27 protein-coding genes and 3 pseudogenes are annotated in these 26,781 nt (G+C 45.1%); 8 read left to right on the forward strand and 22 right to left on the reverse strand.

All coding sequences use genetic code 11. From position 1 onward, the window contains the following. The 5 genes and pseudogenes from AB447_RS15180 to abc-f form a co-directional block, all read right to left on the reverse strand. A pseudogene (locus AB447_RS15180) lies at positions 1–190 on the reverse strand (Ger(x)C family spore germination protein); the annotation flags it as partial. Continuing rightward, positions 174–1,277, reverse strand: a complete 1,104-nt coding sequence (locus AB447_RS15185) for a spore germination protein (protein ID WP_048353415.1) — start codon at positions 1,275–1,277, stop codon at positions 174–176. The pseudogene AB447_RS15180 and the gene AB447_RS15185, both read right to left, overlap by 17 nt. 36 nt (positions 1,278–1,313) lie before the next feature. Further along, the gene (locus tag AB447_RS15190; RefSeq protein WP_057957633.1) at positions 1,314–2,420 is read right to left on the reverse strand and encodes a GerAB/ArcD/ProY family transporter; all 1,107 of its coding nucleotides are present in this window, start codon (positions 2,418–2,420) and stop codon (positions 1,314–1,316) included. Between the two features lie 23 nt (positions 2,421–2,443). Continuing rightward, a complete protein-coding gene (locus AB447_RS15195) occupies positions 2,444–4,009 on the reverse strand; it encodes a spore germination protein (RefSeq protein WP_048353414.1) in 1,566 nt (521 codons plus the stop codon). Positions 4,010–4,306: 297 nt separating this feature from the next. Further along, positions 4,307–6,007, reverse strand: coding sequence for a ribosomal protection-like ABC-F family protein (gene abc-f, locus AB447_RS15200; RefSeq protein ID WP_048353413.1), 1,701 nt, complete (start codon positions 6,005–6,007; stop codon positions 4,307–4,309). Positions 6,008–6,565: 558 nt separating this feature from the next. Here abc-f and bla point away from each other — a divergent pair. Then, on the forward strand, positions 6,566–7,360 hold the full coding sequence (gene bla, locus AB447_RS15205; protein ID WP_048406359.1) for a subclass B1 metallo-beta-lactamase: 795 nt from the start codon (positions 6,566–6,568) through the stop codon (positions 7,358–7,360). A 45-nt stretch (positions 7,361–7,405) separates the two neighbouring features. Here bla and AB447_RS15210 read toward each other — a convergent pair whose 3' ends face one another. Further along, positions 7,406–7,912 carry a ClbS/DfsB family four-helix bundle protein gene (locus tag AB447_RS15210; protein WP_232517681.1) on the reverse strand — a complete coding sequence of 169 codons (507 nt, stop codon included), beginning with the start codon at positions 7,910–7,912 and terminating at the stop codon, positions 7,406–7,408. A gap of 137 nt (positions 7,913–8,049) precedes the next feature. Further along, positions 8,050–8,497 (reverse strand): annotated as a pseudogene (locus AB447_RS27540) (GNAT family N-acetyltransferase); the annotation flags it as partial. Between the two features lie 160 nt (positions 8,498–8,657). Here AB447_RS27540 and tlpB point away from each other — a divergent pair. Next, entirely contained in the window at positions 8,658–10,625 is a 1,968-nt protein-coding gene (gene tlpB, locus AB447_RS27635; protein WP_057957634.1) for a methyl-accepting chemotaxis protein, read from the forward strand. 43 nt (positions 10,626–10,668) lie between these two features. Here tlpB and csaA read toward each other — a convergent pair whose 3' ends face one another. Beyond that, positions 10,669–11,001, reverse strand: coding sequence for a chaperone CsaA (csaA, locus tag AB447_RS15225; RefSeq protein ID WP_048353412.1), 333 nt, complete (start codon positions 10,999–11,001; stop codon positions 10,669–10,671). A 222-nt stretch (positions 11,002–11,223) separates the two neighbouring features. Here csaA and AB447_RS15230 point away from each other — a divergent pair, with 222 nt between their 5' ends. Next, a complete protein-coding gene (locus tag AB447_RS15230) occupies positions 11,224–12,552 on the forward strand; it encodes a S8 family peptidase (RefSeq protein ID WP_057957635.1) in 1,329 nt (442 codons plus the stop codon). 58 nt (positions 12,553–12,610) lie between these two features. Here AB447_RS15230 and AB447_RS15235 read toward each other — a convergent pair whose 3' ends face one another. The 7 genes from AB447_RS15235 to AB447_RS15265 form a co-directional block, all read right to left on the reverse strand. Then, on the reverse strand, positions 12,611–13,021 hold the full coding sequence (locus tag AB447_RS15235; RefSeq protein ID WP_048353411.1) for a DUF5367 family protein: 411 nt from the start codon (positions 13,019–13,021) through the stop codon (positions 12,611–12,613). A gap of 10 nt (positions 13,022–13,031) precedes the next feature. Then, positions 13,032–13,631 (reverse strand): TetR/AcrR family transcriptional regulator, encoded by a 600-nt coding sequence (locus tag AB447_RS15240; RefSeq protein WP_057957636.1) that lies wholly within the window; start codon positions 13,629–13,631, stop codon positions 13,032–13,034. 176 nt (positions 13,632–13,807) lie between these two features. Continuing rightward, on the reverse strand, positions 13,808–14,293 hold the full coding sequence (locus AB447_RS15245; protein ID WP_048353420.1) for a DinB family protein: 486 nt from the start codon (positions 14,291–14,293) through the stop codon (positions 13,808–13,810). Between the two features lie 300 nt (positions 14,294–14,593). Then, complete coding sequence (locus tag AB447_RS15250) at positions 14,594–15,166, reverse strand: TetR/AcrR family transcriptional regulator (protein ID WP_048353410.1); 573 nt, start codon at positions 15,164–15,166, stop codon at positions 14,594–14,596. Positions 15,167–15,171: 5 nt separating this feature from the next. Next, positions 15,172–15,888, reverse strand: coding sequence for an MBL fold metallo-hydrolase (locus AB447_RS15255; protein WP_048353409.1), 717 nt, complete (start codon positions 15,886–15,888; stop codon positions 15,172–15,174). 82 nt (positions 15,889–15,970) lie between these two features. Further along, positions 15,971–16,426 (reverse strand): GyrI-like domain-containing protein, encoded by a 456-nt coding sequence (locus tag AB447_RS15260; RefSeq protein ID WP_048353408.1) that lies wholly within the window; start codon positions 16,424–16,426, stop codon positions 15,971–15,973. Further along, positions 16,423–16,710 carry a zinc ribbon domain-containing protein gene (locus tag AB447_RS15265; protein WP_048353407.1) on the reverse strand — a complete coding sequence of 96 codons (288 nt, stop codon included), beginning with the start codon at positions 16,708–16,710 and terminating at the stop codon, positions 16,423–16,425. Before AB447_RS15265 ends, AB447_RS15260 begins: the two co-directional genes overlap by 4 nt. 429 nt (positions 16,711–17,139) lie before the next feature. Between AB447_RS15265 and AB447_RS26895 the strand changes: the two genes are divergently transcribed. Continuing rightward, on the forward strand, positions 17,140–17,361 hold the full coding sequence (locus tag AB447_RS26895; RefSeq protein ID WP_231592145.1) for a pectate lyase: 222 nt from the start codon (positions 17,140–17,142) through the stop codon (positions 17,359–17,361). After that, a complete protein-coding gene (locus tag AB447_RS26900) occupies positions 17,333–17,482 on the forward strand; it encodes a pectate lyase (RefSeq protein ID WP_231592142.1) in 150 nt (49 codons plus the stop codon). Before AB447_RS26895 ends, AB447_RS26900 begins: the two co-directional genes overlap by 29 nt. Before the next feature lie 150 nt (positions 17,483–17,632). Here AB447_RS26900 and AB447_RS15275 read toward each other — a convergent pair whose 3' ends face one another. Continuing rightward, entirely contained in the window at positions 17,633–18,568 is a 936-nt protein-coding gene (locus AB447_RS15275) for a helix-turn-helix transcriptional regulator (protein ID WP_048353406.1), read from the reverse strand. 144 nt (positions 18,569–18,712) lie between these two features. Between AB447_RS15275 and AB447_RS15280 the strand changes: the two genes are divergently transcribed. Next, on the forward strand, positions 18,713–19,258 hold the full coding sequence (locus AB447_RS15280) for a CcdC protein domain-containing protein (protein WP_232517682.1): 546 nt from the start codon (positions 18,713–18,715) through the stop codon (positions 19,256–19,258). 40 nt (positions 19,259–19,298) lie between these two features. On the opposite strand, the gene czrA is transcribed toward AB447_RS15280, so the two are convergent. Together czrA and AB447_RS26905 are read right to left on the reverse strand one after the other, a co-directional pair. Further along, on the reverse strand, positions 19,299–19,631 hold the full coding sequence (gene czrA, locus AB447_RS15285) for a Zn(II)-responsive metalloregulatory transcriptional repressor CzrA (RefSeq protein WP_048353418.1): 333 nt from the start codon (positions 19,629–19,631) through the stop codon (positions 19,299–19,301). A 535-nt stretch (positions 19,632–20,166) separates the two neighbouring features. Then, positions 20,167–20,418 carry a YnfE family protein gene (locus AB447_RS26905; RefSeq protein ID WP_048353405.1) on the reverse strand — a complete coding sequence of 84 codons (252 nt, stop codon included), beginning with the start codon at positions 20,416–20,418 and terminating at the stop codon, positions 20,167–20,169. Positions 20,419–20,579: 161 nt separating this feature from the next. On the opposite strand from AB447_RS26905, the gene AB447_RS15295 reads away from it, so the two are divergent. Both AB447_RS15295 and AB447_RS15300 read left to right on the forward strand, forming a co-directional pair. Continuing rightward, positions 20,580–21,926 carry an APC family permease gene (locus AB447_RS15295; protein ID WP_048353404.1) on the forward strand — a complete coding sequence of 449 codons (1,347 nt, stop codon included), beginning with the start codon at positions 20,580–20,582 and terminating at the stop codon, positions 21,924–21,926. An 81-nt stretch (positions 21,927–22,007) separates the two neighbouring features. Then, positions 22,008–22,658, forward strand: a complete 651-nt coding sequence (locus tag AB447_RS15300; protein ID WP_048353403.1) for a lysozyme family protein — start codon at positions 22,008–22,010, stop codon at positions 22,656–22,658. A gap of 136 nt (positions 22,659–22,794) precedes the next feature. Here AB447_RS15300 and AB447_RS15305 read toward each other — a convergent pair whose 3' ends face one another. The 4 genes and pseudogenes from AB447_RS15305 to AB447_RS15320 all read right to left on the reverse strand — a co-directional run bounded on the left by AB447_RS15305 (position 22,795) and on the right by AB447_RS15320 (position 26,772). Next, entirely contained in the window at positions 22,795–23,781 is a 987-nt protein-coding gene (locus AB447_RS15305; protein ID WP_048406354.1) for a polysaccharide biosynthesis protein, read from the reverse strand. 41 nt (positions 23,782–23,822) lie between these two features. Further along, positions 23,823–24,461, reverse strand: coding sequence for a DUF1796 family putative cysteine peptidase (locus tag AB447_RS15310; protein ID WP_048353402.1), 639 nt, complete (start codon positions 24,459–24,461; stop codon positions 23,823–23,825). A 194-nt stretch (positions 24,462–24,655) separates the two neighbouring features. Continuing rightward, on the reverse strand, positions 24,656–25,549 hold the full coding sequence (locus AB447_RS15315; RefSeq protein WP_048353401.1) for a hypothetical protein: 894 nt from the start codon (positions 25,547–25,549) through the stop codon (positions 24,656–24,658). Beyond that, positions 25,546–26,772: pseudogene (locus AB447_RS15320) on the reverse strand (glycosyltransferase family 4 protein). Before AB447_RS15320 ends, AB447_RS15315 begins: the two are co-directional and overlap by 4 nt. Positions 26,773–26,781: the final 9 nt, after the last annotated feature.

The raw sequence follows: 26,781 nt of genomic DNA on the forward strand, positions 1-26,781 counted from the left end.
AAATTAGGGGGTTAACCCGGTATCCCCCCTCTTTATCAAACTTCTTTTCCAGGGAGGTTTCCTTGCCTTTATCAATCCCCATTCCAAATGTTAAACCGCGCTCTTCAATTTCATGGCTGCTCCAGCATCCGGTTAAAAACAGAAGCAAAATAGCGGATAGGAAACGGATTTTTTTAATGATTTGCTTCATCTTTCTTCCTCCTCGCTTTCGAAATCAAAAGAAGCAGCAGCGGGACTGTGCCGCATAAATAAATGGCGCTGTTACCGATCAGGTCTCCAACTTGAAAGACTTGGTTGACGTTTTTCGGTATCATCGCGATCAAATAAACAACCGGGAGCAAACCGAACATAATTGGTTTTATGTCTTTTTTAAAGAGCTGTGACAGCCCTAATGCCGCAGCATAGTAGCTGATAACCAAATTAGTGTAGATCTGCATGATCCAGATGACAAGCAGCAAAGACTCAAACCGTTCAAATATGAGGCCGGGAATTTCAAAGCTTCTCATCAGGTCGATTGTCGGCCATGTTCTTGTCACAACACCGTCGACTGACAACGCTCCGATTACCATGATGACCGTGATCATGTAAAACATTATCGGGAAAACCGTCCCGATGAGGACTGCTTTAAACGCCTTTTCAGGCTGTTTCATAAAAGGGACGATGATCAGCATAATTTCAATGCCTGTATAAGCGAAAGTCGTGGTTTTTATCCCCTGCATGACAGGGATAATTCCCTTCCCCAGCACAGGGCGGAGATTGTCAATGTCAAATAGCCCTATGCTCATAAAAGCGACAAGCAAAAAAATGATAACCGTAATCGGAAATATGAGTTCAAACAGACGGGCAATCGGGTTGATGCCGCCCAGCAGCAAATAGAAGCCGCACCATAAAAACACCGTCGCAGACGCCCAGATCGGGGTGCCTTCGAGCAAAAAGAACTGAATCACTTCTGTCACTGAGCGAATTTGAAATCCCGATATAGCAAGAAAGTAGCAAATCAGCAGCAGGCTGATCAAACCGCCAGCCCATTTGCCGACGATTTCCCGGTTGTATTCATAAAACGTCTTATCCGGGTATCCTCTGCTCAATTTCACCATAATATACGACACGATGATTGCGACCAATCCTCCTAACAAAACGGTTAGCCAAACATCAGGCGTTTTCACTTTTTCCACCGATGTTCGCGGCAATGTGAGAATTCCTGTCCCCAGGAGAAAATTGGTGACAATAACGGCGGTTTGGGCAACGGTGATTCGGTCTTTTGCGTCGACCTTCATAATTGAACACTTCCTTCCAGCCATCTTCCTCTTTCTTTAGCCCGCCCGTCTTTTTATTTTCGTTTTCCTCCTGATCTTTGAAATCGCGAGAAGCAGAAGCGGCAGCAAGCCGCCTAAATAAAATCCGCAATTCCCGATGAAATCTCCAAATTCAAACAGGCCGTTGATATTGTTGGGTGCCGCTGAGATCAAATATATCACCGGCAGCAAACCGAACATGACCGGCTGAATATTTTTCTGAAAGAGCTGTGATAAGCCTAGTGCAGCGCCATAATAAGAAATCACAAACGTCGTAAAAAACTGCGTGATCCAGATGACAAGCAGCAGAGATTCAAAGCGTTCAAAAATCAGCCCCGGTATTTCAAAGCTTCGCAACAAATCGATTGTCGGCCATGTACGGGCTACCACCCCGTCAATCGATAATCCGCCGATGACCATGACAACGGTTATCATATAAAAGAGCAAAGGAAGCACGATCCCCATTGTGACAACTTTTATCGCCCGATCAGGATGTTTCATAAATGGCAGCAGGAAGAGCATGACTTCAATTCCCGAAAAAGAGAGTGCCGTTACTTTCACTCCTTTTAAAACCGGCAGAATCCCTTTTCCTAAAACAGGCCGCAAATTGTCCCCATCAAATATCCCGATGCTCATGAAAATCACCAGCAAAAACAAAAACACTGTACTGGGAAGAATGATGTCACACATGCGCGCAATCGGATTTATACCGCCGGTGATCAAATACAGTCCCACCCACAAAAAAATCATGGTGATTGCCCAGTCCGGCGTCCCTTGCAGCAAAAAAAACTTCGTAATTTCAAGCATCGCACGGACCTGAAAGCCCGCATGCGCCAAGAAATATAAACTAAGAAACAGGCTGAGCAACCCGCCGATCGGTTTTCCAACTATCTCCCCGCAATATTGATAAAACGTTTGTTCAGGATACTGAAGGCTTAACGCCACCATGATGATTCCCGCCGTCAGCGCAACGAGTCCCCCTAATAAAAGAGCGATCCAAACATCAGGCGTCTTCACTTCGGCCACCGATGTTCTCGGAAGCGTCAAGATTCCGGTTGCAATCAGGAAACTGGTGACGATAATGATTGTTTGTGAAGTGGTTATGCGGTCTGGCGGCCTGATCATCTTAAAGATTCACTCCTTTCCAGCTAGCTTTTGCGCGATGAATCGTTTGTTTTTATCATCTTTGGCCTGCGCTTCATCATCGAAATCGGCATTCGAATGATGAAGTCCTTCCAGTCGTTTAAACGATAGGGCACAGCCGGACTGGCATAAGGAACGCCGAAGCTTTTCAGTTTCACCGCATGGCTGGAAAGCAACAGGAAAAACATAATAACCCCGTATAATCCAAACACAGCTGCGCAGAACATCGCCGCAAACCTCAGCATACGAAGTGAAATACCGGCACCGTATTGCGGAATCGCAAATGAAGAAATTGCTGTTACCGCAACAACGATGACCATGATAGGACTGACGATCCCGGCCTGCACGGCAGCCTCGCCGATAATGAGACCGCCGACAATCCCTATCGTCTGCCCGATCGGTTTAGGCAGGCGCAGACCGGCTTCACGCAAAATTTCAATAGCCACTTCCATAATGAGCGCTTCGATCAGGGAAGGAAACGGCACCCCTATCCTCGTCCCTGTTATGGATATCACAAGCTCGCTCGGAATCAGCCCCGGATGAAACGAAATAAAGGAAATATATAAAGCCGGCCCCAACAGTGAAATCATAGCCGCCCCAAACCTCAAGATCCGGATAAATGAACTCGGAAACCAGCGTTCATAATAATCTTCGGGTGATTGCAGCATCATGCTGAATGTAACAGGCACGATTAAAACAAAAGGAGTCCCATCCAGCAAAATCGCCACCCTTCCTTCCATCAAAGCGCTCATCACCCGGTCAGGGCGTTCAGTGCTTTGCACCTGCGGAAAAGGGCTGAGATAATTGTCTTCGATCAGCTGTTCAACATAACCTGACTCAGGGACAAGATCGATATCAATCTTTAGGATTCTTTTTTTGACCTCTTCCACCAAATCCGGTTCAGCCACCTCTTTGATATAGGCAATAACAAGCTTTTTTGTCGCCCGTTTTCCCACCTCAAATTCAATCAGCGACAGGCTTTCATTTTTCCCCTGCTGTCTTAAAAGCGCGGTGTTTGTACCTATCGTTTCGGTAAAGCCCACCCTGGCTCCCCTGACCAAGGACTCTGATACAGGCTCTTCAATATTCCTCGTGTTTCCCTTTGTCGTACCCAAAACGAATACTCCAGCAAAACCGTCGATAAAAAGCGCGGTTGAACCCATTAAGATTTCCGGAACCGTTTTGCCGATATGATGTGCTTCTGTTACTTCGCTTATGGACAAAATTTGAGACTTAATCAATCCGGGCAGATTGTTTTTTAATGAAGAAAGCTCTATTTTATAGTCTTCGGAAAAATCCGCCATCAGCGATTTCATGATGTGCTTATCAATCAAGTCTTTGTCTGACAGCACATCGATGAAAACAACCGCTCCTCTGACACCGGTGCGCCCGATGTCAAATTCCCGAAAATGCACATCTGTGTTATGCCCTATTTCTTCCTTGACCATTTTCAGGTCATGATCCAAATCGCCGGTGAAATATCCCGTTGATTCCTGGGACGGTTTTTTAGGGAGCTCATGCTGGACGGGCTGCTTTCGTATCCTTCGTGTTTTTGATTTCCACCATCTCATATACTCATTCACCCTCTATTGTTGTACGAACCCAAACAAAAAATTTTGAAATGGCGTACGGGATTAAAAAGACAAAACATGCCTGCATGATTGTCGGCCAGTCCGGAAAAAAAGAAACGATCGTTTCCCACATGTTGATCACCTTCATTTACGTTTTGCTAAGACCATCTTTTTTATCCTATTATTGCCTTGGATGACTTCTAACAATATGGTAATTTAAACCACGATTGACACAGGCTAACGAAAAACAGCCATCTGTGTGAGAAAACACAGATGGCTGTTTTGCCTTTTCGTTGTTCACTTTTTCGACAGCGATTGTTTCTTTTTCAAAAGCTTGATAAATTCCTGATCCAATTCTTGATATCTCGGGTTCTCCTCTGTGAGCCCTGACAGCTCGCCAAGAATTGCGGTCATACGCGTTTCGATGCGCAGCCGCTCTGCCTCGTCATGATCGATTTGGGGATCTTCCTTTTTGCTCTGATAGTCCTTCAGCCCTGTTTCGATGCGCCGGATTCGTCCCTTTTCAAATACAAGAAGCTTGTCGCACAATTTTTCCGTGAAATACCGGTCGTGCGAAACGATGATAATCGTCCCCTGAAAGTCGAGCAATGTATCCTCAAGCTGTTCTCTAGTCGGCAAATCAAGGTGATTGGTCGGTTCGTCCAACACGAGAACATCATAATCCTTGACGATCATGCCCGCCAGCTTAATCCGTGTGCGCTCACCCAAACTGAACGTGCCGATTTTCCGGTCAAACCGGTCTTCCTTTATGCCCATATTGGCCAAAATCGTTCGCGCGTGTGCTAAATCGCGCCTGTCAAACAGCTGCAGCGCTTCAGCCGCGGTTTGATTTTCGTTAACATCATTGACATCCTGGCTTAAATAAGCGGTCTTGATTGACCGGCTTATCCAAAGGGTTCCGTTTGTCGCCGGTTCTTCTTCCAGCATCATCCTGATCAAGGTCGTTTTGCCGCAGCCGTTGCTTCCCACCAGACCGATCCGCTCGCCGTGCTTGATGAAAAAGCTGCTGTCTTCAAAAAGCGTGCGGCCGCCAAACGCCTTCGTCACGTTTTTTGCTTCAATAATCCGCTTTCCCCTTTTTTCGCCTGAAGAAAATTGAAACTTAACCGTTTCTTCGCCTTTCGGTTTTTCCGCTTTATTTTTTTCCAGCTCCTGTTCGAGACGCTTCAATTTGGATTTGACCTGGTTGTCGAGCTTTTTGGCTTTTACCCGGTAATATTCCTTATAGCCTTCTTTTTTGGTAGAATCCCGGTGGGCTTTCTGAGACCAATTTTGCAGATTTGCGATTTGCGATTCGATTCTTTCTTTCTGCTTCTGCTGTACTTCGTATTGATGCAGCTGTGCTTCGTATCGCCGTTTTTTCTCGCTGCGGTAAGCGGAGTAGTTTCCTTCATAAGCATGCAATAGCCCATCTTCCAGCTCGAAGATTTTTGAAACGGACTGATCCAAAAAGTAGCGGTCGTGCGAAATGATCAAGACAGCGCCCTGGAACGCTCGAAGCTCTTCAACGAGCCAGCTGATTCCGTTTGCATCCAGATGGTTTGTCGGTTCGTCTAAGATGAGAACGTCAGGCATCGTTTGCCAGACAAAGGCAAGCGCAAGCTTCAGCTTTTCTCCGCCGCTCATATGGTGAAGCCGTTCTGCATTCCAGCTTTGAACCTTTGTGAGTCCCAATTGGCTCGCCAGCTGATACAATCCGCCGCTCTCATCACCGCCTAACATATCGCTGAAATCATTGACCGAATACGCGACAGATTGCTGCAGGTAGCCTATTTTAAGCGCGCGTTCCGTTTGAATGGAACCCTTGTCAGCTTCCATGTGACCGGCTAGGATGTTGGCAAGCGTCGTTTTTCCCGTTCCGTTATATCCGACCAACCCGATTCGTTCATTACGTGTCATATCAAATTCGATGTTCTTTAAAATCGTTTGGTCTCCAAAGCTTTTTTTCAAGCCTCTCACTTTCATTAAAAACGTCATAAAAAAACCTCCCGCGGGAAACCCGGAGAGGACAGCATGCCGAATGATGCATTGCGAAAACAGCATCGTCATCTGCACGGCAAATAGACATGCGGATGCTAAAGGGCAATGCAAAAAAGGTATAAAAGGGCAGACTCATCCTATTCTCCAAGTTTCCGTTTTTTCGTATTAAAAAAACGATGGAAAATAAGATTACTGCTTCATGTCCCCGATACCTTTTCCTTTCACTGTATTTACTAAAACAGTATATAAATGAAGGGAAACATTGTCAATAGGAAACATTCTTAGATTGGCCATTGTTGAACTCGCAGCGGTTTCTCATGATGCCACGGACAAAACAACCTTCCAACTTTTTATGAAGCCGGATTGACCCAATCCTGTCAGATCTGGCAGGTCCCCCAAGGTCTCCTTTTTCTTGTTTTTTTGCAGCAACAATAAAAACTCAGAAAAACATCGTGTTAAGAGGGATTTCATTCTGAATATCGTATATGTATCATAAATTGTTTTGCCAAGTACGAGCTTTTTGTGAAAATCCAATGCAGGAAAGGTGAGATTCTTTTGAAAATAAGCACGGGTTGGATAGGAAAAGTTGTGTTCAGTTTGCTGCTTGCATTATCCGTTGTGATGACACCGCTTAATTCTCAAATCATTGCACAATCTAAAACATCGTCACCAACTCAGATTACCAATCCGGAAAAGACGATTGTATTAACAAAATTGAATGACAACGTATGGGCGCATACTTCATTCAATGATTGGAATGGCACAACCTATGACCACAATGGGTTCGTTATTTCTACTTCAGAAGGGTTAGTCCTGATTGATACAGCATGGGGGGACGACCAAAAAACTGAAGAATTATTAAGATTAAGCGAAAAACACTTGAAGAAAAAAGTTGTTCTGGCGCTGATTACTCATGCGCATGATGATAGCATTTCAGGCATCCGGGCGCTGCTGAAACAGGGAATCGATGTTCGCAGTACACGATTGACTGCAAAGCTGGCTAAAGAAAACGGATATCCTTCGCCCAATCCGACACTCGATAGAAAGCCCGTGATGAAAGTAGGCAACACCGTAATCGAGGCCTTTTATCCCGGGGAAGGCCATTCGAAAGACAACATTACCGTTTGGCTTCCCCAATCTCAATTATTATTCGGCGGATGCTTCATTAAATCATTAGAGGCAAAAGATCTTGGGAATCTTTCTGATGCAAATGTAGAACAATGGGATGACTCTGTTCAAAAGGTAATCGACAAATATCCGAACGTCAAAACGGTCGTACCCGGGCATGGGACCTGGGGAGATAAGGGTTTGCTCTTCCACACACTTGATCTGATCAAACAACATCCTTAATAAAAGCTGTACGAAACCACCTTAGAAGCGGCAGATCATACATTTTCAACCCAATTGATTCTTCTTCCACTTCCTTATTTTAGTCCTGAAGCTTTTAAACGGAGCTACAGAGTTGATATGAATAAACCTTATGGCAGGCCATTTCGGGTTAGTGCCTGTCCATTTTAAAGTACCTTGAGTATATAACTCTTCATTCGTAAGCGTATCAATCCAAGACTGAAACTGCGCCTCTGCTTTTCTGAATTCTTGGCGCAGTTCAGTTAACGAAAGGTGAGAATACGTTTTATAAAAAGATTGATAGAGCGCTCCCAATTGGTTCCATTTATAATGAGGTGAAGGCGTTATAACCGTTTTCCCTAAGCGCTCATCCCTGTCCCAGCTCATCAGAAGGTTTAACCATCCAAGTTGGTAAGCAATGATTTCTCCCGGAGTCCGATCTGCATCGCTGTCGCGCACATCTCTATATTCATCAGGGATACCGTCGAACTCACCGTCTAATAACAAATAGCGCTTATGAATTTCCTCTTTTAAATGTTTTTTGGACTCGTACACAATAACCACCCCGATTACGTGATTTTAACTCTATTGTACACGATTTCAACTAAACAAAAGAGTGAAACAGCCTTCACATTTTTAAGAAGCCAGGATGGATAAATGAGCCTCGGCACCCCTCTTCTTTTATTGCGCACTTTTTTATATTCAATCAACCAGCAATCTTGATATCTCCCTTCATGAAATTCGTATTTTGGAAGCATTCTCACCTTTTTAAAGCCGCATTTTTCATAGCACCTTAAAGCCCTTTCATTGATGGCATGGGTCCATCACTATCCGGTCTGCTTTATGATACTCAATTAAATAGTACCCCATAGAAGTCACAATCAGTGCTCCAATTCCTTTATTCCAATATTCTGTCTCGCCTATAAACCGGTCTGTTCCATAAACGGTCCTCATGTTTTTTTCTCTTCCTCATCCAATTTCTCTTCCGTTGAATTCTACAATTCATGTTGTTTCATCATAAAACACCTGCTGAACCTTGTTTACATCAAAGGGACTGTCTCTTCCCTCATAAAATTCAAGAACTGCCGGATCAGAAAGCCATTTGGCTAAATGTCGCTGATCACCATTTTGGATCAGCATCGTATTCTCCGATCCATTTCCTGTAAATTATTCTATCAATCACTATACCACTTTTACTCAAAGAATATAAAAACAAAATTTGGGTGTTTTCAAAATTGATTCAATATTAAGAAATTTATCCGATATAAATGTCGTAAACTAGAACAAAGGAGCTATGACTATGGGAAAAATATGGGGATGGATCAAGCGTCCGTCTATTTCAAAAAGGTTAATCATTTCATTTTTATGTATATTGACAATCCCTGTTTCAGCACTCGCGTTTAGCTCATACAGCACCGCCGGGCATTCGCTTGAAGGCGAAATCATGAGGAGCGCGAACAACAGCGTTGATCAATTAAATAAAATGATCAGCCAAAATGTCGAAAAAAAGGCGGATGCGATCGCTTATTTCAGCGAAACGATTCGCAAGAAAGCATACGGGGAAAAAGGTCAGACTTCCCTCAGAGAAAAATTTGAACAATACGCAAAACAAAACAAGGATGTCGAGGCTGTTTTTACCGGTTCAAAAGACAGCGTTTATGTCCAGTATCCCTATACAAAAATGCCGGATGATTATGATCCCGTTAAAAGGGGCTGGTATCAAGAAGCCGTTGAGATTGTAACTGAGCCTTATCAGTCGGCCGCCACAGGCAATACCGTCATCACCATCGCCAAACAAAATGAAGATGGATCAGGAGTTGCAGCGCTCAGCTTAAACATCGACGAGCTGATTAAAGCAACGAAGGCTGTCAAAATCGGAAAAAACGGTTTTGCATTTATTTTAAGCTCGGAAAAGACATACATCGCCCATCCGAAGATTGCTACAGGTACTGAAGGTGAAGGCAGCTGGGTCAAAGAAGCGTACGGCAAGGAAAAAGGCAAACTGCACTATACCTCCGAAGGCAAAAACGGACAGATGGTCTTTGCAACAAACAAATTAACCGGTTGGAAAATCGCCGGTACGATCTTTACGGATGAAATTACAGATGCTTCAAAGCCGGTCCTTCATATGGCCGTCTTCATTTTAGCCGGCGCAGTGATTCTCGGAGGCATTGCCGTCTTTTTTATCATACGGGCGATCAGCAAGCCTTTGAGACAGCTTGTTTCGTCTGCAAAAAGCATCAGCAGCGGCGATCTGACGCAAACCATCGACGTCCGCTCCAAAGACGAATTCGGACAGCTCGGCACAAGCTTTAACGAGATGGCTGAATCGCTCCGTTCATTGATCGGCACCATCCAAGAATCTGTGGAAAATGTCGCTTCCTCCTCCGAACAGCTGACAGCAAGCGCCGATCAGACCAGCAAGGCGACGGAGCACATCACACTGGCCATCGAGCAGTTCTCAAACGGAGCGGAAAACCAAAATGAAAAAGTAGAAACAAGCTCGAAGCAGCTCGGTCAAATGAACAGCAAATTGCTTGAAATGGCGAAAGTGACGGAATCGATTACAGACTCGTCAAGCAAATCAACGAAGATTGCCGAATCTGGCGGAGAGCTCGTTCAAAAGACGGTCGGCCAAATGAATTCAATCGATCGCTCAGTCAAACAGGCTGAAGGCGTCGTCAAAGGGCTTGAAGCCAAATCAAAAGATATTACGGCAATCTTGCGCGTCATCAACGGCATCGCCGATCAGACGAATTTGCTGGCGCTGAACGCAGCGATCGAAGCCGCGCGCGCCGGGGAATCAGGCCGCGGATTTTCCGTCGTTGCCGAAGAGGTGCGGAAGCTCGCTGCCCAATCGGCAGGCTCGGCAAAGGAGATAGAAGACTTGATTCAGGACATCGTCAAAGAAATCGACAATTCGCTGAAAATGTTCCAGTCGGTCAATGATGAGGTAATGTCAGGGCTGAAAATCACCGAAGAAACCGAGGCCAGCTTCAAACATATTTATGGCATGACAAATGAGATTGCCGGCAAGCTGCAAACGATGAACACAGCGGTCGAGCACCTGTCAAAAGGCTCGCAGGACGTATCGGAAGCGGTCGGGGATATCGCAGAAGTCTCAAGAGAAAGCACAGCCGGCATTCAGGACATCGCCGCATCTGCGGAGGAACAGCTGGCATCGATGGAAGAGATCAGCTCGTCTGCCGCAACGCTTGAACAAATGGCTGAGGAACTAAGGGATTTAACGAAAAAATTCAAGCTCTAATCATGAAATAAGGCTCTCCGGGTATCCCTGAGAGCCTCTTTTTTCATCCGATTCTTGTTCCGTTTGGCGCTTCTTCATCAGGCGTTAATAAGATCACATCGCCTTTTTCAGGCACGCCCCCAAGGACGAGCACCTCTGATTTAAACCCGGCAATCCGCCGCGGCGGAAAATTGACCACTGCTACGACCTGCCTCCCCTCCAGCATATCCGGTGCATAGCGTTTCGTAATTTGCGCGCTCGACTGCTTAATGCCGATTTCTTCTCCAAAATCGACCTCAAGCTTGATCGCCGGCACCCTCGCCTCCGGAAAATGTTCCGCTTTTACAATCGTTCCGATCCGGATATCAAGCTTTAAAAAGTCTTCGATCACTGCCATTTAGATCACCCCTTGTTTTGCCAAATATAAGAACAGAATAGCATGTATTTTGTTCGAATGAAACGTCGTATCCGGGACCGGGCCGTTCCGATCTAAAGGCTTCAGAAAGATCATCCATAATGAACCGGCCCCTTTTCCCTTTCGTGTGGACAGCCATCTTTACGGATCCAGCCTCCGATTCATAGATTATGAGAAAGAATAATGATAATGAGGTGGATGCTGATGTTCGGTTCCTATATGGTTCAAATGGTTCGCAACAACGCCCACAAATTAGACCGGCCGCTGAGAGAAAAGGTGTTAAGGCTCTATAAACCTTTTAAATGGACGCCTTGTTTTTTGCACGGCCTGTTTGAAAAAATGTTGATGAAACGAAAAAAGATGTCGGTGATTATCGAATTTGAAGGAGATTGTCATCATCGGGGCTATCAATTTGTAAACGAGATGACAGATAAGGAAAGACGAAATAGAATGAAGCACAATTTTCCGAAAATCAATTGCTGCAGCGCCGAAGTCACGCCTGCTGTCCTGAACTCTCTTCTTGCAGAGTGCGGGGACATCCACAAAATTTATTTAAACCGGAAAGTCACAGCTCTGCTTGATGTCGCCGTCGAGTCAAGCCATGCCAAGGAAGTCGTCAGAAACAACCAGACGTTGACGGGAAAAGGCGTCACGGTGGCCGTCGTGGACACAGGAATTTATCCGCATTCTGATCTTGAAGGAAGGATCAGGGCGTTTACCGACTTTGTCAATCAAAGAACAGAACCTTATGATGACAATGGACACGGGACCCACTGCGCCGGCGGTGTAGCAGGAAACGGACTGGCTTCTTCCGGTAAATACACAGGTCCGGCGCCCGAGGCTGAGCTGATCGGGGTAAAAGTATTGGACAAAATGGGGTCTGGATCGCTGGAAACCGTGATTCGCGGGATCGACTGGTGCATCCAATTTAATGAAGAGAATCCCGATAGACCGATTGATATCATCTCAATGTCTCTCGGTTCAGATGCGCTTCCATACGAAAACGAACAGGAAGATCCGGTCGTCAAAGCCGTAGATGCAGCGTGGGACGCGGGGATTGTCGTCTGTGTTGCAGCCGGGAACTCCGGACCTGATGCCAAAACGATAGCAAGTCCAGCGGTCAGCGGAAAGGTCATTACCGTCGGCGCGCTTGATGACCGCGATACGGTAAACAGAGACGATGACGATGTAGCTTCTTTTTCAAGCAGAGGACCGACGATTTACGGCAAGGTAAAACCGGATATTTTAGCGCCGGGAACCAATATCATTTCGCTTCGTTCACCGGGGTCTTTTTTGGATAAGCTGCAAAAGTCGAGCCGCGTCGGAACGGACTATATGACGATGTCCGGAACGTCGATGGCCACCCCGATTTGCGCGGGAATCGCCGCACTCATTCTCCAGCAAACACCCGGCGCCGCACCGGATGAAGTCAAAAAGCTTTTGATGGAAGGTGCGGATTTGTGGAAGGATAGAGACGCCAACATCTACGGCGCAGGCTATATCAATGCCGAAAATTCAATCCCCTCCGCCTAAAAATGAATCATTCGCCCGTTTTGGGTTTTGAAAACGGGCGAACGCTACATAACACCGGCTATGGCGTCCCTTGCTTTTCCTTCCTTATCAGGATGAGCGGGATCATGAGATACATCGCATAGGCACATACCAGCCAAATCGCGAAGGCAATCACCTGGCCTTGTGACAGCTTTGGGAAGATCAGCGAATGGTTCCACAATGAAAACGTGTCAATGAACAATCCGGCCGCCGAACCCCAAATCCCGAGCTTGACCGCCGCATAGCGTGATCTGTCAAGCTTTTGATACAAAGACAAGACCGCGTATAGAATGACAAACGTTCCCGCTTCAAGAAGCAGAAAATTGACGAAAAAATGTTGTTCGCCGGGGTCTGCGAGAACCAGCTCCCCAAACAGTACAAAAAACATCGTCGCCCCCAGCCAGACGAGGAACGAAAAAAGAAGCGCGAGGCCTATTCTTTCCGTAAACATACGTCCCCTCCTATTCCCTTCTATCAGGTTGGCCGGCTTTTTCGGTCAAATGCTGTAAAACAAGCTCCAGATCCCCATATATTTCTTCAGATGAAAAGCCGGAAGAAATCACTGACTGCAGCGCAAGACCGTCAATCAATGCGTTTAAAAGAATCCCCCATGTCTTGAAGGAAACCCCTTCTACCGGGGAACGCTTCCATATCTCGGAAAGCTGTTTTGTCAGAAACGTATTTTCATCGTCTGTCAGTTTGCTTATTTGGCTGTTCACCTTTTCATTGCGAAACCCGGAAACGACCAGCTCCAAAAATAGCCGATGATAATACGAGTCCTGCCCCGTTCTTGACTTGGCAGAAAGCAGACCTTCCTTGACCTTTTCCGCCGCCGGCTTCCGCCCTGTTTTTAACTGTTCCCACGACGTATAGCACACGTCCTGCACCACCTCGAATACAAGCTGCTCTTTCGTGCGGAAGTGATAATAGACGGTTCCCTGCGTCACCTTCGCTTTTTCGGCGACCGCTTTGAGCGTCAAATGTTCCAGCCCTTCATCCGTAATACACCTTTTGGCAGCTTCAATCAGCATTTTTTTTGATGTGACATTAGGTCTTGCCATATCCTCACCTTCTTAGTTATTCAGATAACTAACTTTTATAAGAAAAATATAATATGGAAGAAATCGTTGTCAATTTAAATTGAATATATCCCCTTTTTAGTCGACATAATATTTTTATAGTTTCCTAACATCATGATCAAGCGCCCGGACTGCGGTTTCATCCGGGCGCTTGATCATCAGTTTACACCTTTTGCAGGATCCCAGCTTTTCTGCTGCTTTCTTATCGTGACGATCTGCCCCAAATGATAGGTGTTATGGAGAATGAGAAGGGATAGAATTTCCGCCCAGGTGTATTTCGGATCATGTTCGGCCGGCTTAGTCAGCTTCGTTTCGTCGCAAGAGGCAATCGCTTCTATCCATTCGGAATAAATGCGGTCCAGGTCCTTTCTGCTCTCTTCCCATCCAAGTCCGCTTTTGTTGATGAACGTATCGTCTATGGTATAGTCAAACGCCGGGACGGGAATTCCTTTAAACCGCTTTAAGTACCGTTCATTATAAAAAATTAAATGATTGGTGATTTCCATAATCGAATTTTCTGCGCCTTCGCCTTTTTGCTTTGCCTGACTCTCGGTCAGTCCTTCAGCAGCCGTTTGAAAACAAACAAACCAAGTCGTTTCGTCATAGCATGCTTTCAATTGATTCAGAAAAACGTTTTTCAGCATAACAACCCTCCTGCCCATTTTCAGAGCCTTTTTCGCCTTTTCCATCTGCCTGTTGCACCAAGGCTGCTCTGTTTTTTTATTTTCTCTGTCCAAGCCCGTAATCCTTTTTTAAAAAATTGACGGTTCGGTTACGCAAAAAAAATCCTTGGCTTTCGCCAAGGCAGGAAGGTGGCTGGTTAAGCCATATAATACCTACGACTCTGAAATACTTCTTGAGTCTTAATGCCATGATACTAAACTTTCAGGAAAAAGTAAACAATTTGAAATTTTCTAAATCCATTTTCTCAGCATCTCTTTCCCTCATTTGGTCTGGCGGGCATCAAGTCCCGCCAAAAAAGCCCGGACCGTCATCTTCAGGCTGTCTTCAATATCGTACGGAAGCCCGAATGCGCGAATTTGCATAAGTGTTGCAAATCCATGCATAATGCTCCTCAAGCCCCTTACTGCATGAACGGCTGACACGTCATCTAATTGGTAATCCTTTAACACTGAGAGAGCCAGGTTGACGATTCTTTCGCCGGCCTCTTCGATCCGTTTGTCTTCTCCCGCCGGCTTTAACAGCGTCGCGTCATAGAGCCCGGGGCGGTTTTTGGCGAATGCAACATAAGCTTTGGCCATATCGCAGACAGCCTCGCCTTTTTCGGCATCCCGAACCGCTGAAGCCATTTCCTCATAGAGGCTCCTCAGTCCCAAAACAGCCAGCTCTTTACGGATGCCCCCAAGCCCTTCAACATGATTATATAAAGACGGCGGACGCACATTCAGTTTTTTTGAAAGGGATGCCAATGTTACCGCGTGAATCCCTTCCTGGTCTGCCAATAATGCGGCTGCTTCCAATATTGTCTGCGTGTTCAGCCCTATTCTCGGAGACATCTTTTTCACCCTTTCCTGTTTAGCGAAGCTTCAGCTTCCCCGATCGCCTTTTTCATGCCTTCCAGTGGATCTATTGCCATGTTGCCGTGGCCTGTGGCAAGCACTTTAGGCTTGATGTCTAATAATTTCTTCGCGCTTTTTAAAGCTTCTTCCTTATTCCAAGTGGCAAGTGCAGGAAAAGGAAAAGAAAGCTTCAAACGCCCCGATACCGTGATCCCGCTTCTTGTGTGGTAAGCATCGCCCGCGATTAGAACCCCGTTTTTTTCATCAAAAAAAGACAGGCTTCCCGGCGTATGCCCCGGTGTTGCAATCACAAGCAAAGAGCCGACGCGGTCACCGTCATACAAAAACTGATCAGGCTTTGTCCGGATGTTTTTCGGGATATCTCCCTTTACCGGTGTTTGTGCTTCATCTTCCAAGAGCGATTTGTCCCCTTTCAACAAGCGCGAATCGCGTTCAGAAATCAAGACCTTTACGCCGGGGATCGCTTGTTTGAGCGCATCAAGCGATCCAATATGATCGCCGTGTGCATGAGTCAGCACGATTCTTTTAATCGGTTTGCCGAGACCTTTGGCGGCCTCCATTATTCCTTTTTTGCTTACGGGAAGTCCGGCATCGATAAGCGTTAAACCGTCTTTTTCCTCAGCCAAATAGCAATTGACGGGAAATATAGAAGGAAAAAATGTCAGCTGGTAAATCGAATCATAGCGGGTCAGTCTCAAAAGCTCCACCTCTTTAAATAAAATAAAAAACTAATGATGTTAGTTTCATTATAAAACTAATGCCATTAGTTTTTCAAGACATTTATTTTTTAACGGCTACATATATGGTAACCTGGGCGTTTCCTGAATCCGCGGTCCTTTCGTCGTAAACCTCGAAATCCCCGGTATACGTACGCAATCCTTTCTCTTTCCATGACCAAATCTCCTGCCACGTTTCAAAAACGACCTCTTCAACCCTTCCCCGCCGCGAAGTGAAGACGGCATATAAGGAAGCCGGGAGAGTGATGACGTCCTGACCGTCCCGGCACTGTTCAGCAAACGTTCCGATGGAATACGAATATGTTCCGTGTTCGTCTGTTTCATACTGTGAATAAAGTGCGATGACATTAGACGTTGGCGGAATGGCGTTTTGCTTGCTGAACAATTCCCACATTGCCGCAATCTTGCCCCTCCCTGACGCTTCCTCCGCGTTGCTCGTTACTGTCGATATCCCGGTGAACCGTTTTTTGTCCAAATATTCAAAATGCGAAAAGCTCATGACCGCTTCTCCTTCCTGTTCATCAGTGTTGAATTCCAGCGCTTCAGATGCGGTAATGTGCTTTCTAATAGCGCCCTCGCTTCCTCCTCTGTTCTGCCTTCCTCTATTAAATGCGGCACGCATATCTCGATCATATCTTCAAGGGTTGCGCCCGGCTGTTCAAACTCGCCATTTTTATAGCAATACATGCAATAATCGCGGCTTTTAGCGCCATCCCTTTCCGTACCGCTCAGAGCCTCCCCTGCCATCGGCATAGAGCAGCTTTGACAAACCAAAGTTTCCATGTTCATTCCTCCTTTACATAGATCATATAAAATGTAACATGACAGCATTGTGTCAAGTTTTTAGAAATTGAGGTTACATTTTGTTCTGTTCCAGCCGCTTAATCGATCGCGGCTTTTTCCCATTCTCATTCCTTTTAAAATCTCAATTTTTTAAAAATAGTATTATTCGTAAAAACAAACGATTTCATTCCTGGCTTCCTGTTTTTAGTAATCTCCCGAATGGCTGATTTACATATTCAATATACAAATTTTATTACTTGGTTATGCAAGTGCAAGGCCACCTCCTCAGGTAATGGCAACGTTTTTCCCTTTCATTGAAAAATAATGCTTTTTGGATGATATAGAGAGGTGAAGAAATTAGCAGGATTGATATTGATGACAGGCTTTCCCCTCAAAAGCTTCCGCTGCCGAAAAAGGGGCAGACATATGATGGAAAAGGCAAGCGTATTAGGCTGGTTCGGAAATTGGAGACGGCATCAAAGAGAAGACCAAAAACTGCTGTTCAAGGCGGAATACGGGGATGGGGCCACGCTTAAAAATATCATACTTAACGCACCTGTTGCTGCCGGTGTACACACTTACAGTAATGTTAAAATATCGTTTGGAATCATGCCGGCGAAGAATGGTCAAAAAAGGAAACGTGACAATTGACGGCGGATGTGCGCGTCTTAGATCAGATAAAATTTTTAAAATCAATCACCCGAGTACATGTACGGTAAAACACTTCACCGATTATCAAGGCGGCAAGTTCATTCGTCAAAGCGGTATTTAACGCAACTTGGACCATCACAAACATGAAAGCCATTTTCAAAACGGACAGCTCTTCAAGCTCCGTGACAATGGCTAACACAAAAATATTCAGAGGTCGGAAAAAAATAGGGGTTTTAGTTGATTACACCCCCGGCTTCTTAACGGGGGTGCTTCACATTTCGTATACATCAACCACCTGCTTCGCCAACTCTTTTACCTTTTGGCGGATGTGAGGAGGGTGCAGGACTTCGATATGGGTTCCAAAGTGAAGCATAAATCGAAATAGCCAGTCATCCTCCGGATATGTTACAGATGCGATACACGTCCCGTTTTCGTATGTAAGGGATTCAGCGCCGAACCATTCCCTTGCCAAAGGTTCTCCGGACGGGTTGACGAGAAGCGTGATCTCCGTCATGTTATCGGGCCGATGCCACGTTCTCTCCCATGGAAGCTCAGAGAGGTTGATTTCCCTTCTTTTATATGAATCAGAAAGAACGGTCACGTCTTTCATTCGAATCAGCTTAAAGAAACGGAACGCTTGCTTTTCAAGGCAAAAAGCATACAGATACCAATGGCCTGCCTTTAATACAAGGGTGTGGGGTTCTGTGAGACGTTTGCCCGTTTGTCCTTTCTTGTTTGCATATGTAAAAGATACGATATTTGAGCTGTCGATCGCTTGATTCAACAGCTGCATCTTTTCCTTTATGATCTTCTTTTCTCCCCATGGTGAAATATCGAAAAACCATTTTTCCGTTTTTTCCCGAAACTCATGCATTTCTTCCTCTGACACGAGCTGGCGGATCTTCTGCAGGGCGGCCCCTTGATGAAACGATTCATAGGTCGATGAGACGCTTTCGAGCGCCGTCGAGATGGCGGCAAGCTCGTCAGCCGAAAGAAGCTTGTTTTCCAGCCGGAACCGCTCCATTATGCTGATCCCGCCTCCTGCTCCCTGCGACGTAACGATCGGGATGCCGGCCTGATTGATCGTTTCAATATCCCGGTAAATCGTTCTGACAGACACCTCGAACATGTCGGCAAGCTCCTTCGCCTGAACTTGCCTTTTGCCGACGAGCAGAACGACAATCGCCAGAAGGCGGTCAATTTTCATAAGTACATCCTCCCATATGCCTCTCTTTTCCCCTCTTATTCTTCTACTATAGCACAGAAGCATTTTAGCATTAAATAACAAAAACAAGAACTCATGGCCTATTTTGACCGTAAAAATCGGATTTCACGGTACGATTTTTCAAGTTTGTACATATACTCGGTTAGAAGGGAGGTTGAAAGCATCTCAGTATATTTTGCGCAGTTTTTTGCCATTTGTCTGATCGTTTATATAAAAGTGAAGCGCTCCATCGGTTTTCAGCCATTAAAAAAAGCGCGGATGATATTCAGAATCGTTCTTTTTTCGGGAGTATTCATTACACTGTTGACAATGAGCTCCCTGCACCCGCTGTCATATGTTTACGATTTGATCGGCATTCTGCTCGGGCTATTGCTTACGATCTATGCGCTCAAGCATCTATCCATCGAGAACCGGGAGGGGGTGATCTATTTTCGGACTCATTTATGGGTTGAACTGATTGTCCTCTGCTTATTTTTATACCGTTTTCTTTCGCGTCTCATCGAAATCAACCGACTGCAAACGATTCAGCAAGACGGGGGATCTGCGAACGGAACGTTTTTCGCGCAGGACCCGGCCACAATGATCGGCTTTTTTGTACTTGCCGTTTATTATGTCGGCTTCTCTTTTTTTATTTTGAAAAAAGGAAAAGTTGCGGAAAACCGTTCAATATAAAAGGCAAACTCTAAAAGATTAGGGTTTGCCTTTTATCCTGTCAATCATGCTGCGTATGATCGATCATTTGCTGAAGAACATCAAGCACGTGCTGATCCTCAGGCGAATAAAAAATAGAGGTTCCCGCCCTTCTCGATTTCACGAGGCGAAGATTTTTTAAAAATCTCAGCTGATGGGATACGGTTGACTGAAGAAGGCTCAGCTTTTCTGCAATTTCATTCACCGAATGCTCCCCCTGTGACAGCAGATGGAGAATTTTAATTCTCGTAGGATCTGAGAGCGCTTTAAACGTCTGCGAGACGAGAAATAAAGTTTCTTCATCTAATGCAGACAGATCTTGTTCTTCTTGTATATCTTGATTTTGCTCGTTCATATTTTCACCTTTTCCGCACGTCATTTTCCCTTATTTATCATATACCAAAACATAGCGGATTGAAAAGTTTTCAGAACGATTCAGGTTATAAGCGCTATGAAACCGATAGCCGTCTTAAGCTACTTGCGTCCGGTCCAACATGACGCACTGCTGCTGACAAGATCAATGTTTAATCCGGCGCATCTGCAGTTATCCATCCAGTTTGCAGCGCTCCACCCTCCGAATGGTTTCCCGCGGCAAGGTCGCCTCCGTGCCGTCTAAAAATCCTTTGTATTATGCAATCGCCTGAGTTCTCCATCGGTTTGCCGATATGTCATGCAGTCCCGCAGTCAAATGAAGCCGGGGCTTTGATATTGTCGTCAGGCTGTATAACCGTTTTTACCCCTGTAACGGATGTCATTTTTTCCACTCTTCAAGCGTTTGGCCTGCGGGATTGATATACTGTCATTCCCGCAGGCGGCACCCTGTTTTTTATATTGAATACCGCAAATTTTTTTCTAATGGCATAAAAAGAACATCCAGGAAGCCCCGGATGCTAAATGCTTTTCTCCTCATAGACATGTTCCAGCTGTGAAAAAGGAATGTCTCCCGCCGCATAATCAACGGCGGCGCTCACGATTCGGTCAAATGCATCGGCTGATATGCTCTGCTCTTTTAACAGCCGTTCATACCTTTCGATTTCTTCCTGTTGTCTTCTCAAATCGTCTTCTTTTCCGTCATAATCGTCTGCATTCATCGTTTCCATATTTCTCTTTACGGCCTCTACATATCCTTTTAATTCTTCCATATGTCACATTCTCCTCGCTTTTTGAAGATCAGTCAAAAGCATTTGCCGATCCGTGAGTTTTTATACGAAAAAAAGACGTTTTATACGGTTGCTAGCATGGCAAAAAACATTTAAAATATGTCTTAATTTACAATTAACATCATAAGGAGTTTTATAAGTCATTGAAAAACGAAACTGCGCTTAAACGAAGCCTTTCCCTCCTCCCGCTTGTCGTGATCGGGCTTGCATATATGGATCCGCTCGTCGTATTTGATTCATACGGGGTAGTTGCCCAAATGACAAAGGGACACGTTCCGGCGGCATATATTTTAACGGTTGCCGCTTTACTATTGACCGCTTTAAGCTATGGCAAAATGGCCAAAGCCTATCCGAAAGCCGGATCGGCTTATACGTATGCGTTTGAAAGCATCCATCCCCGCGCGGGGTTTATCGCGGGCTGGACGATTATGCTCGATTATCTGTTTTTGCCAATGGTTAACTTCGCGATCGGCAGCGCCTATTTGTCCGCAGCCTTTCCAGAGGTTCCCCACGGCTTTTGGGTGATTCTGCTCGCTTCGGCGATCACGGCCGTCAATATTTTGGGCATCAAATTGACAGCGAGCATTACAGCCTTGTTCGTCACCTTCCAAGTGATCGTCGCTTTAACATTTGCGGGTTTTATGATCGCAGGGCTTTCAAGCGGCCTCGGTTCAGGCGAGCTTGTATCAGCGGCCCCGTTTTATCAGCCTGATATGGAGCCTTCCCTCATCGTTTCGGGGGCAACGATTTTATGTTTTTCCTTTTTAGGATTTGACGCGATTTCGACGATGTCAGAAGAGACGATTCAGCCGAAAAAGAATATTCCCCTGGCTATCTTCTTAACGGTGGCGATCGGGGGTGTGCTGTTTACGGCCATTAGTTACTTCATGCAGCAAATCTATCCGCATTATGAAAGTTTCCGCCATGCCGATTCGGCATCACTGGAAATTGCTTATTATGCGGGAGGCGCTTTTTTGCGTTCTTTCTTTTTGGCAGGCACTATGGTAGCGGTTATTTCTTCCTCCCTTTCTTCGCATGCGAGCGCTTCAAGGCTTTTGTACGCGATGGGCCGCGACAGCTCTTTGCCGAAGCGTTTCTTCGGATATATTCATCCGACATTGAAAACCCCGGTTTTCAATATCGTCTTCATCGGGCTGATTTCGCTGACGGCCATGATAGGAGAATTGGAGGTTATTTATTCGTTCATCAGTTTTGGCGCTTTGATCGGCTTTATATTTGTTCACCTGTCTGTCATTGCCCATTACTATATCCGCCGGAGGCAAAAAGGCCTTTTAGACACGCTGCGCTATTTGATCCTCCCTTTTTTAGGCGCCGCCTTTTGCGGCTGGCTGCTTTTGAGCATCAGCAAAAACGCGTTGATCATCGGCGCTGTCTGGCTGATTGCCGGATTTTTGTATTTCTGGTTCAGGGTTCGGTCACTTCCGGACATCACGTTTGGATTTGACAGAGATTATGATCAGAAGCGCTGATAAAATCGCTTGGTCTTAAGATCAAGATGTGTCATAATAAAAAGGCTGTGTACTGATTAGGGCTTTACAGAGGTGAAACCGTTGAAAAGAAAGAAATCAGGGTGTTTTGCCGGAGCTGGCTGTTTGTGTTTTTTTGTGCTCGTTCCCTTGATCCTGTTCTTGGCCCTCAACGGTCAGGAACAGCTGAAATGGCTTCCTCTTGACACTGAGACCAATATTATGGAGAGATTAACAGATTACAAGCCTCTTGTACAAAAAGAGCTTGAGAAAGAGGGACTGGAACAATACACCTCTCTCTTGTTAGGAATGATCTATCAAGAGTCGAAAGGCAGAGGCAAAGATCCGATGCAATCGTCAGAATCTCTCGGCTTGAAAAGAAATGAAATTAACGACCCGGAGAAAAGCATCAAACAAGGTGTGCACCATTTTTCCGTTATGTACAAAAGGGGACAGAAAAAAGGAGTCGATTTAGCAACGATCATCCAAAGCTATAATATGGGATCAGGTTACATCGATTACGTCTCAAAACACGGCGGAAAACACACTGAGAAACTGGCAAAGGAATTTTCCGAAAAGCAAGTAAAACAGAACCCCGATCTGTATAACTGCGGCGGAAATAAAAACAACTTCCGCTACCCTTACTGCTACGGGGATTACTCTTATACGGAAAAAGTAATGGAACGAACGAAAAAAGTCGAAGAAAAAATCGAAGGTATAACACTTAGACAGTAAACCATTTACGGACTGGGCGTTTTTTAAAGCGGCGCCCGGTTCGCCATTTATGAACCAGCGAACATAAGCATCGCCTGCAAAATGCATGCCATGCTTTTTAAAGTCCGCAGATGATGAATGACTTACTCCTCCGTCATCATGATAAAAATCCGCCCTCTTTTAACATCTCTTTTACTTCTTCTTTTGAGATTAAAAAATCTTTCGAGCTTAATTTTTCCGTTTGCAGAGATCTGCAGCCGGCGTAATGTGTACTTAATTCCGGAATTTGGATCGAAGGCAGCACGACCGAAAGATCATCCGTCAGCGAAACGGCATGCTGATGTTCGTGTCCGGAAATCAGCAGTTCATGAAGCTTTTCCCCAGGTCTTGCACCGCTTTCGACGATTGACGTATTTTTATCTCCGTATGTCTCGATTAAGACTTTCGCCATATCCAAAATTCTGCACGCAGGCGAATTCATGATGAAAATCTCTCCGCCTTTTCCTTTAACAGCTGCCTGTAATAAAAGCTGGATCGTTTTTTCTTTTGTCAAGAAGAAGCGGGTCATTCTTTTATCCGTGATGCTCACTTCGTTCTTTTGCTTAATTTGGTCTTTAAAAAGCTGAAGGACGCTTCCGCTGCTTCCGAGCACATTCCCTCCCCTGACGCAGATAAAGGCCGTGTCTGAATGTAAATGGTTGGCATAAATGATGAGCTTTTCGCCGATCGCTTTCGTCATGCCGTAGAAATTGACGGGATCAGCCGCTTTGTCAGTTGAAACATTGATTACTTTTTTTACGCCGTTTTCAATTGCTGCTTCGATGACGTTTTCGGTTCCCGTCACATTCGTTTTCAATGCTTCAAGCGGCTGTTCCTCACAGACGGGCACGTGCTTCAGCGCCGCTAAATGAAAAACGTAATCGACTCCTTTAAGCCCGGCAACCAGCGCTTTTCGATCGCGGATGTCCCCGATGAAAAACGAAAGCCTCGGATCTTCGATCAGCCTTCTCATCTGTACTTGTCTCTCTTCATTTCTAGAAAATACAATGATTTTTTTCGGATTTAAAGATAATAATTGAAGGATAAGCTCATGGCCCCATGAGCCTGTTCCCCCGGTAATGAAAACGACTTTATTCTCAAACATCCCTTTTCCTCCTTGAGTATACTTGAATGAAACATAGCTGGTTAAACGAGTGTAATTCCTTCAAACAGCTCTGACCATAAAGCATTATTGCTCTCCCATATTTCCGTATCAGGCAATTCTACAGCGCAAATTTTCTCAAGCTGCCAATCAATTTCGTCAATGCCGGTGGCGTCTGTATGCCGCACAAAAAGGACGCTAAAGTCATGCTGAACCAATTCCGATAAAACGAGTTCAAGTTCCCGCGCCTCTTCAAGGCTTCCTTCCGTTCTGACGAAAAGAATACGATTGCTCTCCGACATTTGTTCCAGAAAGCGGTTGATCCTTCTGTTGTACTTTTCCATCACCTCAGGATACGTCATTAAATCATCGAGTGTATTTTGATCTGCATCAAAATCGTGAACAGATTCAACACCATAATAGTCATCTCTTACATAGATCGTTGAACCTTCTTCTTTTTCACCGGAGTTATAGCCCAGCACCCTTAGATTTACCGGTCTCATAAAATCGGAAAACCGATTTCGAAGAAGGCGGTTGACGTCTGCCAAGGAATGAGACGTCATCCAGTCAATAGGACCTGCAAACGGCCTTAAATTATTTTTTCTAAGCTGGATGGCCGACAGACAAAGGTGCCCTAAGCTAAAAACGGCATCATACTGACCTTTCATTTCTTGCAAATTCATATTTCCAACTCCCCTTTCCTCCTGTTACGCGGCTGCTTGTAATAGGAAATCGCGAAGCTGGCTCATACTTTTTAGTATTGTATGCTTCATGATAGAGAAAGGTAAAAGACAACCACCTACTTCAGGAAGGTTTGGGATAAGGAGATTGGAAGCCGGAAAAATAAAAAGCCTCCGTTTTCCGAAGGCTGATTATTTTACGATTCGCTATTCTCGCCGTTTCTCTGAGCTTCTTTAAGAACGTTTATCGTTTCAGGACTTGGTAGAGTATGATCTTCCGGCAGCGATTCTTTTAGCGTTTCCGCTATGTTGCGGTCGATATTTTTCATGGTATTTACCGTTTCAGAAACGTTTGGCTGCGATTCAATGCTCGCTTCGAAATTTTCTTGATTTATATTTTGAAGAGCGTCTGCCGCTTTGGAATCCGGCAGCGATCCAGTGAAATTTCCCAATGTGTTCCCGTTCGCTCCGTTAAGAGAGTTTGCCGGAATAGAACCTTTTGACAATGATCCGGTGTTATTACCTAAAGTATTTCCGTTTACCCCGTTAAAAGAGTTCGGCGGATTAGTATTTGTCGACAATGATCCAGTGTTATTTCCTAGAGTATTTCCGTTTACCCCGTTAAAAGAGTTCGGCAGATCAGTATTTGTCGGCGATGATCCGGTGTTATTTCCTAAAGCGTTCCCATTCGAGTTTACCGGACTAGATACCGATACAGGGTACAAAGATCCGCGATTGATATTAAGGGCATTTGCCGTTTCAGGAACTTGCGGCAATGAGCGAATAACCTGTTCTAAAGCTGAGCGATCCATTCCTTGGACAGCCGCCGTCTGAATGTCCTGCAAAATCCTATTATTATTTTCTAAAATTTGATTGTTCATATGATCAAAGATTAAATGCAAATCTTGGATCAACGGTCTAAGGCTTTCGTCAATCAAATCTAATTCTGATTCTTCCGTTGAAGCCTCTTCACTTTCCTGCGCGCGCTGTTCAGCTAATTGAAACAGCAGATCCAAATACGTCGCCCACCACTCACCATTCAGCTCTTTATTGATGCTGTCGAGCAAATGATTAATAATTAACGTTTTCATTCAACATCACTCCTTGTGTCTGTAATCGTTTGATAAATATTGACAATTCTATCAACAGCTTGATCCATATCCCAATGTTCCTTTGCAAACTCCCTTACGTTTACTCCCAATGTGCGCCTGAATTCGTCATCTCCCAACAGCCGATCCAGATAGCTGCACAATGTTTCCGAATCTCCTTTAGGCGCTACAAGTCCTGTCACTTCATGTTCCACCATTTCCGGCAGTCCTCCGGCATCGGTGACAATCGCAGGCACTCCGGCTATTTAAGATTCAATTAATGATAAAGGCTGATTTTCCAACAGGCTCGGTAAAACATAAACGTCGGCGAGTGAAAGCAAGTAAGGAATATCTTCGCGTTTCTTCAAAAAGACTACATCATCTTCCAGGCCAAGCTCCCTGCTTTGAAGTCTGAGCGGAGCAAGCTTCTCTCCTTCACCTGCGATCCAGCATACCCAGTCTTCGCGGATATTCTTTAGCTCTGCAAGTGCCGCGATTAAATGGTGAACGCCTTTAATTTCGGTAAGCCTTCCGGTGAACAGGATGACTTTTTTGTCTGTCACAGGATTTTTGCTTCCTTCTGCTTCAAGCCTGTTTAAGAAACCATTCACGTCATATCCGTACTGGTAGACTTCGATTTGCTCTGCCGGCACTTGAAATTCTTCCGTCAGAATGTTCTTCAGCCAGTTGTTGGCAACGATCGTCTTCTCGGCCGACGTTGCACCCGTTTGTTCAAGATGATCATAGTAAGCTCTTGCCATATAAGAGGTTGAGGATCTGTGAATCGTATTGAGCTGCTGCCTGATTTCGTGTGCGACACAGCCGTGAAGGGTCGTAACAAGCGGGATATCGTTTGGAAGCACTCTTTTCAGGCTCGTGCTTGACACAATATCCTGGGCGTGAACAATATCATACTTATCGAGCCCTAAATAAGCCGCACCAAGCTCATACGCATAACGCTGCTGTTCCGTATAAGCGACCAGCTGATTTGCAAAGATTTCCGGAAACAGGTCTTTGTTCACGACTGTTTTTATGAAAGGAAGCAGCTTTTCTTTGTCAATGCTTCGATTTTCATTTGCAACATGAACGATTTTGCTCTCTTTCCCATACCCAAGCAAATCTACTTGATGACCTAATGACTCAAGTTTCTCTTTTAATTGGACCATGTATGTCCATACACCACCAACATGGGGGATATCCCAATAAGTAGCCAGAAGTATTTTCATAAGCATCTC

Source organism: Bacillus glycinifermentans, assembly GCF_001042475.2.
In the GTDB taxonomy this organism is placed as follows: Bacteria; Bacillota; Bacilli; order Bacillales; family Bacillaceae; genus Bacillus; species Bacillus glycinifermentans.

Bases quoted from the DNA above. Each gene is read 5' to 3' on its own strand.
- AB447_RS15185 (WP_048353415.1), bottom strand. From the start codon at position 1,277: ATGAAGGTCGACGCAAAAGACCGAATCACCGTTGCCCAAACCGCCGTT.
- AB447_RS15190 (WP_057957633.1), bottom strand. From the start codon at position 2,420: ATGATCAGGCCGCCAGACCGCATAACCACTTCACAAACAATCATTATC.
- AB447_RS15195 (WP_048353414.1), bottom strand. From the start codon at position 4,009: ATGAGATGGTGGAAATCAAAAACACGAAGGATACGAAAGCAGCCCGTC.
- abc-f (WP_048353413.1), bottom strand. From the start codon at position 6,007: ATGACGTTTTTAATGAAAGTGAGAGGCTTGAAAAAAAGCTTTGGAGAC.
- tlpB (WP_057957634.1), top strand. From the start codon at position 8,658: ATGGGAAAAATATGGGGATGGATCAAGCGTCCGTCTATTTCAAAAAGG.
- csaA (WP_048353412.1), bottom strand. From the start codon at position 11,001: ATGGCAGTGATCGAAGACTTTTTAAAGCTTGATATCCGGATCGGAACG.
- AB447_RS15230 (WP_057957635.1), top strand. From the start codon at position 11,224: ATGTTCGGTTCCTATATGGTTCAAATGGTTCGCAACAACGCCCACAAA.
- AB447_RS15235 (WP_048353411.1), bottom strand. From the start codon at position 13,021: ATGTTTACGGAAAGAATAGGCCTCGCGCTTCTTTTTTCGTTCCTCGTC.
- AB447_RS15240 (WP_057957636.1), bottom strand. From the start codon at position 13,631: ATGGCAAGACCTAATGTCACATCAAAAAAAATGCTGATTGAAGCTGCC.
- AB447_RS15245 (WP_048353420.1), bottom strand. From the start codon at position 14,293: ATGCTGAAAAACGTTTTTCTGAATCAATTGAAAGCATGCTATGACGAA.
- AB447_RS15250 (WP_048353410.1), bottom strand. From the start codon at position 15,166: ATGTCTCCGAGAATAGGGCTGAACACGCAGACAATATTGGAAGCAGCC.
- AB447_RS15260 (WP_048353408.1), bottom strand. From the start codon at position 16,426: ATGAGCTTTTCGCATTTTGAATATTTGGACAAAAAACGGTTCACCGGG.
- AB447_RS15265 (WP_048353407.1), bottom strand. From the start codon at position 16,710: ATGGAAACTTTGGTTTGTCAAAGCTGCTCTATGCCGATGGCAGGGGAG.
- AB447_RS26895 (WP_231592145.1), top strand. From the start codon at position 17,140: ATGGAAAAGGCAAGCGTATTAGGCTGGTTCGGAAATTGGAGACGGCAT.
- AB447_RS26900 (WP_231592142.1), top strand. From the start codon at position 17,333: ATGGTCAAAAAAGGAAACGTGACAATTGACGGCGGATGTGCGCGTCTT.
- AB447_RS15275 (WP_048353406.1), bottom strand. From the start codon at position 18,568: ATGAAAATTGACCGCCTTCTGGCGATTGTCGTTCTGCTCGTCGGCAAA.
- czrA (WP_048353418.1), bottom strand. From the start codon at position 19,631: ATGAACGAGCAAAATCAAGATATACAAGAAGAACAAGATCTGTCTGCA.
- AB447_RS26905 (WP_048353405.1), bottom strand. From the start codon at position 20,418: ATGGAAGAATTAAAAGGATATGTAGAGGCCGTAAAGAGAAATATGGAA.
- AB447_RS15305 (WP_048406354.1), bottom strand. From the start codon at position 23,781: ATGTTTGAGAATAAAGTCGTTTTCATTACCGGGGGAACAGGCTCATGG.
- AB447_RS15310 (WP_048353402.1), bottom strand. From the start codon at position 24,461: ATGAATTTGCAAGAAATGAAAGGTCAGTATGATGCCGTTTTTAGCTTA.
- AB447_RS15315 (WP_048353401.1), bottom strand. From the start codon at position 25,549: ATGAAAACGTTAATTATTAATCATTTGCTCGACAGCATCAATAAAGAG.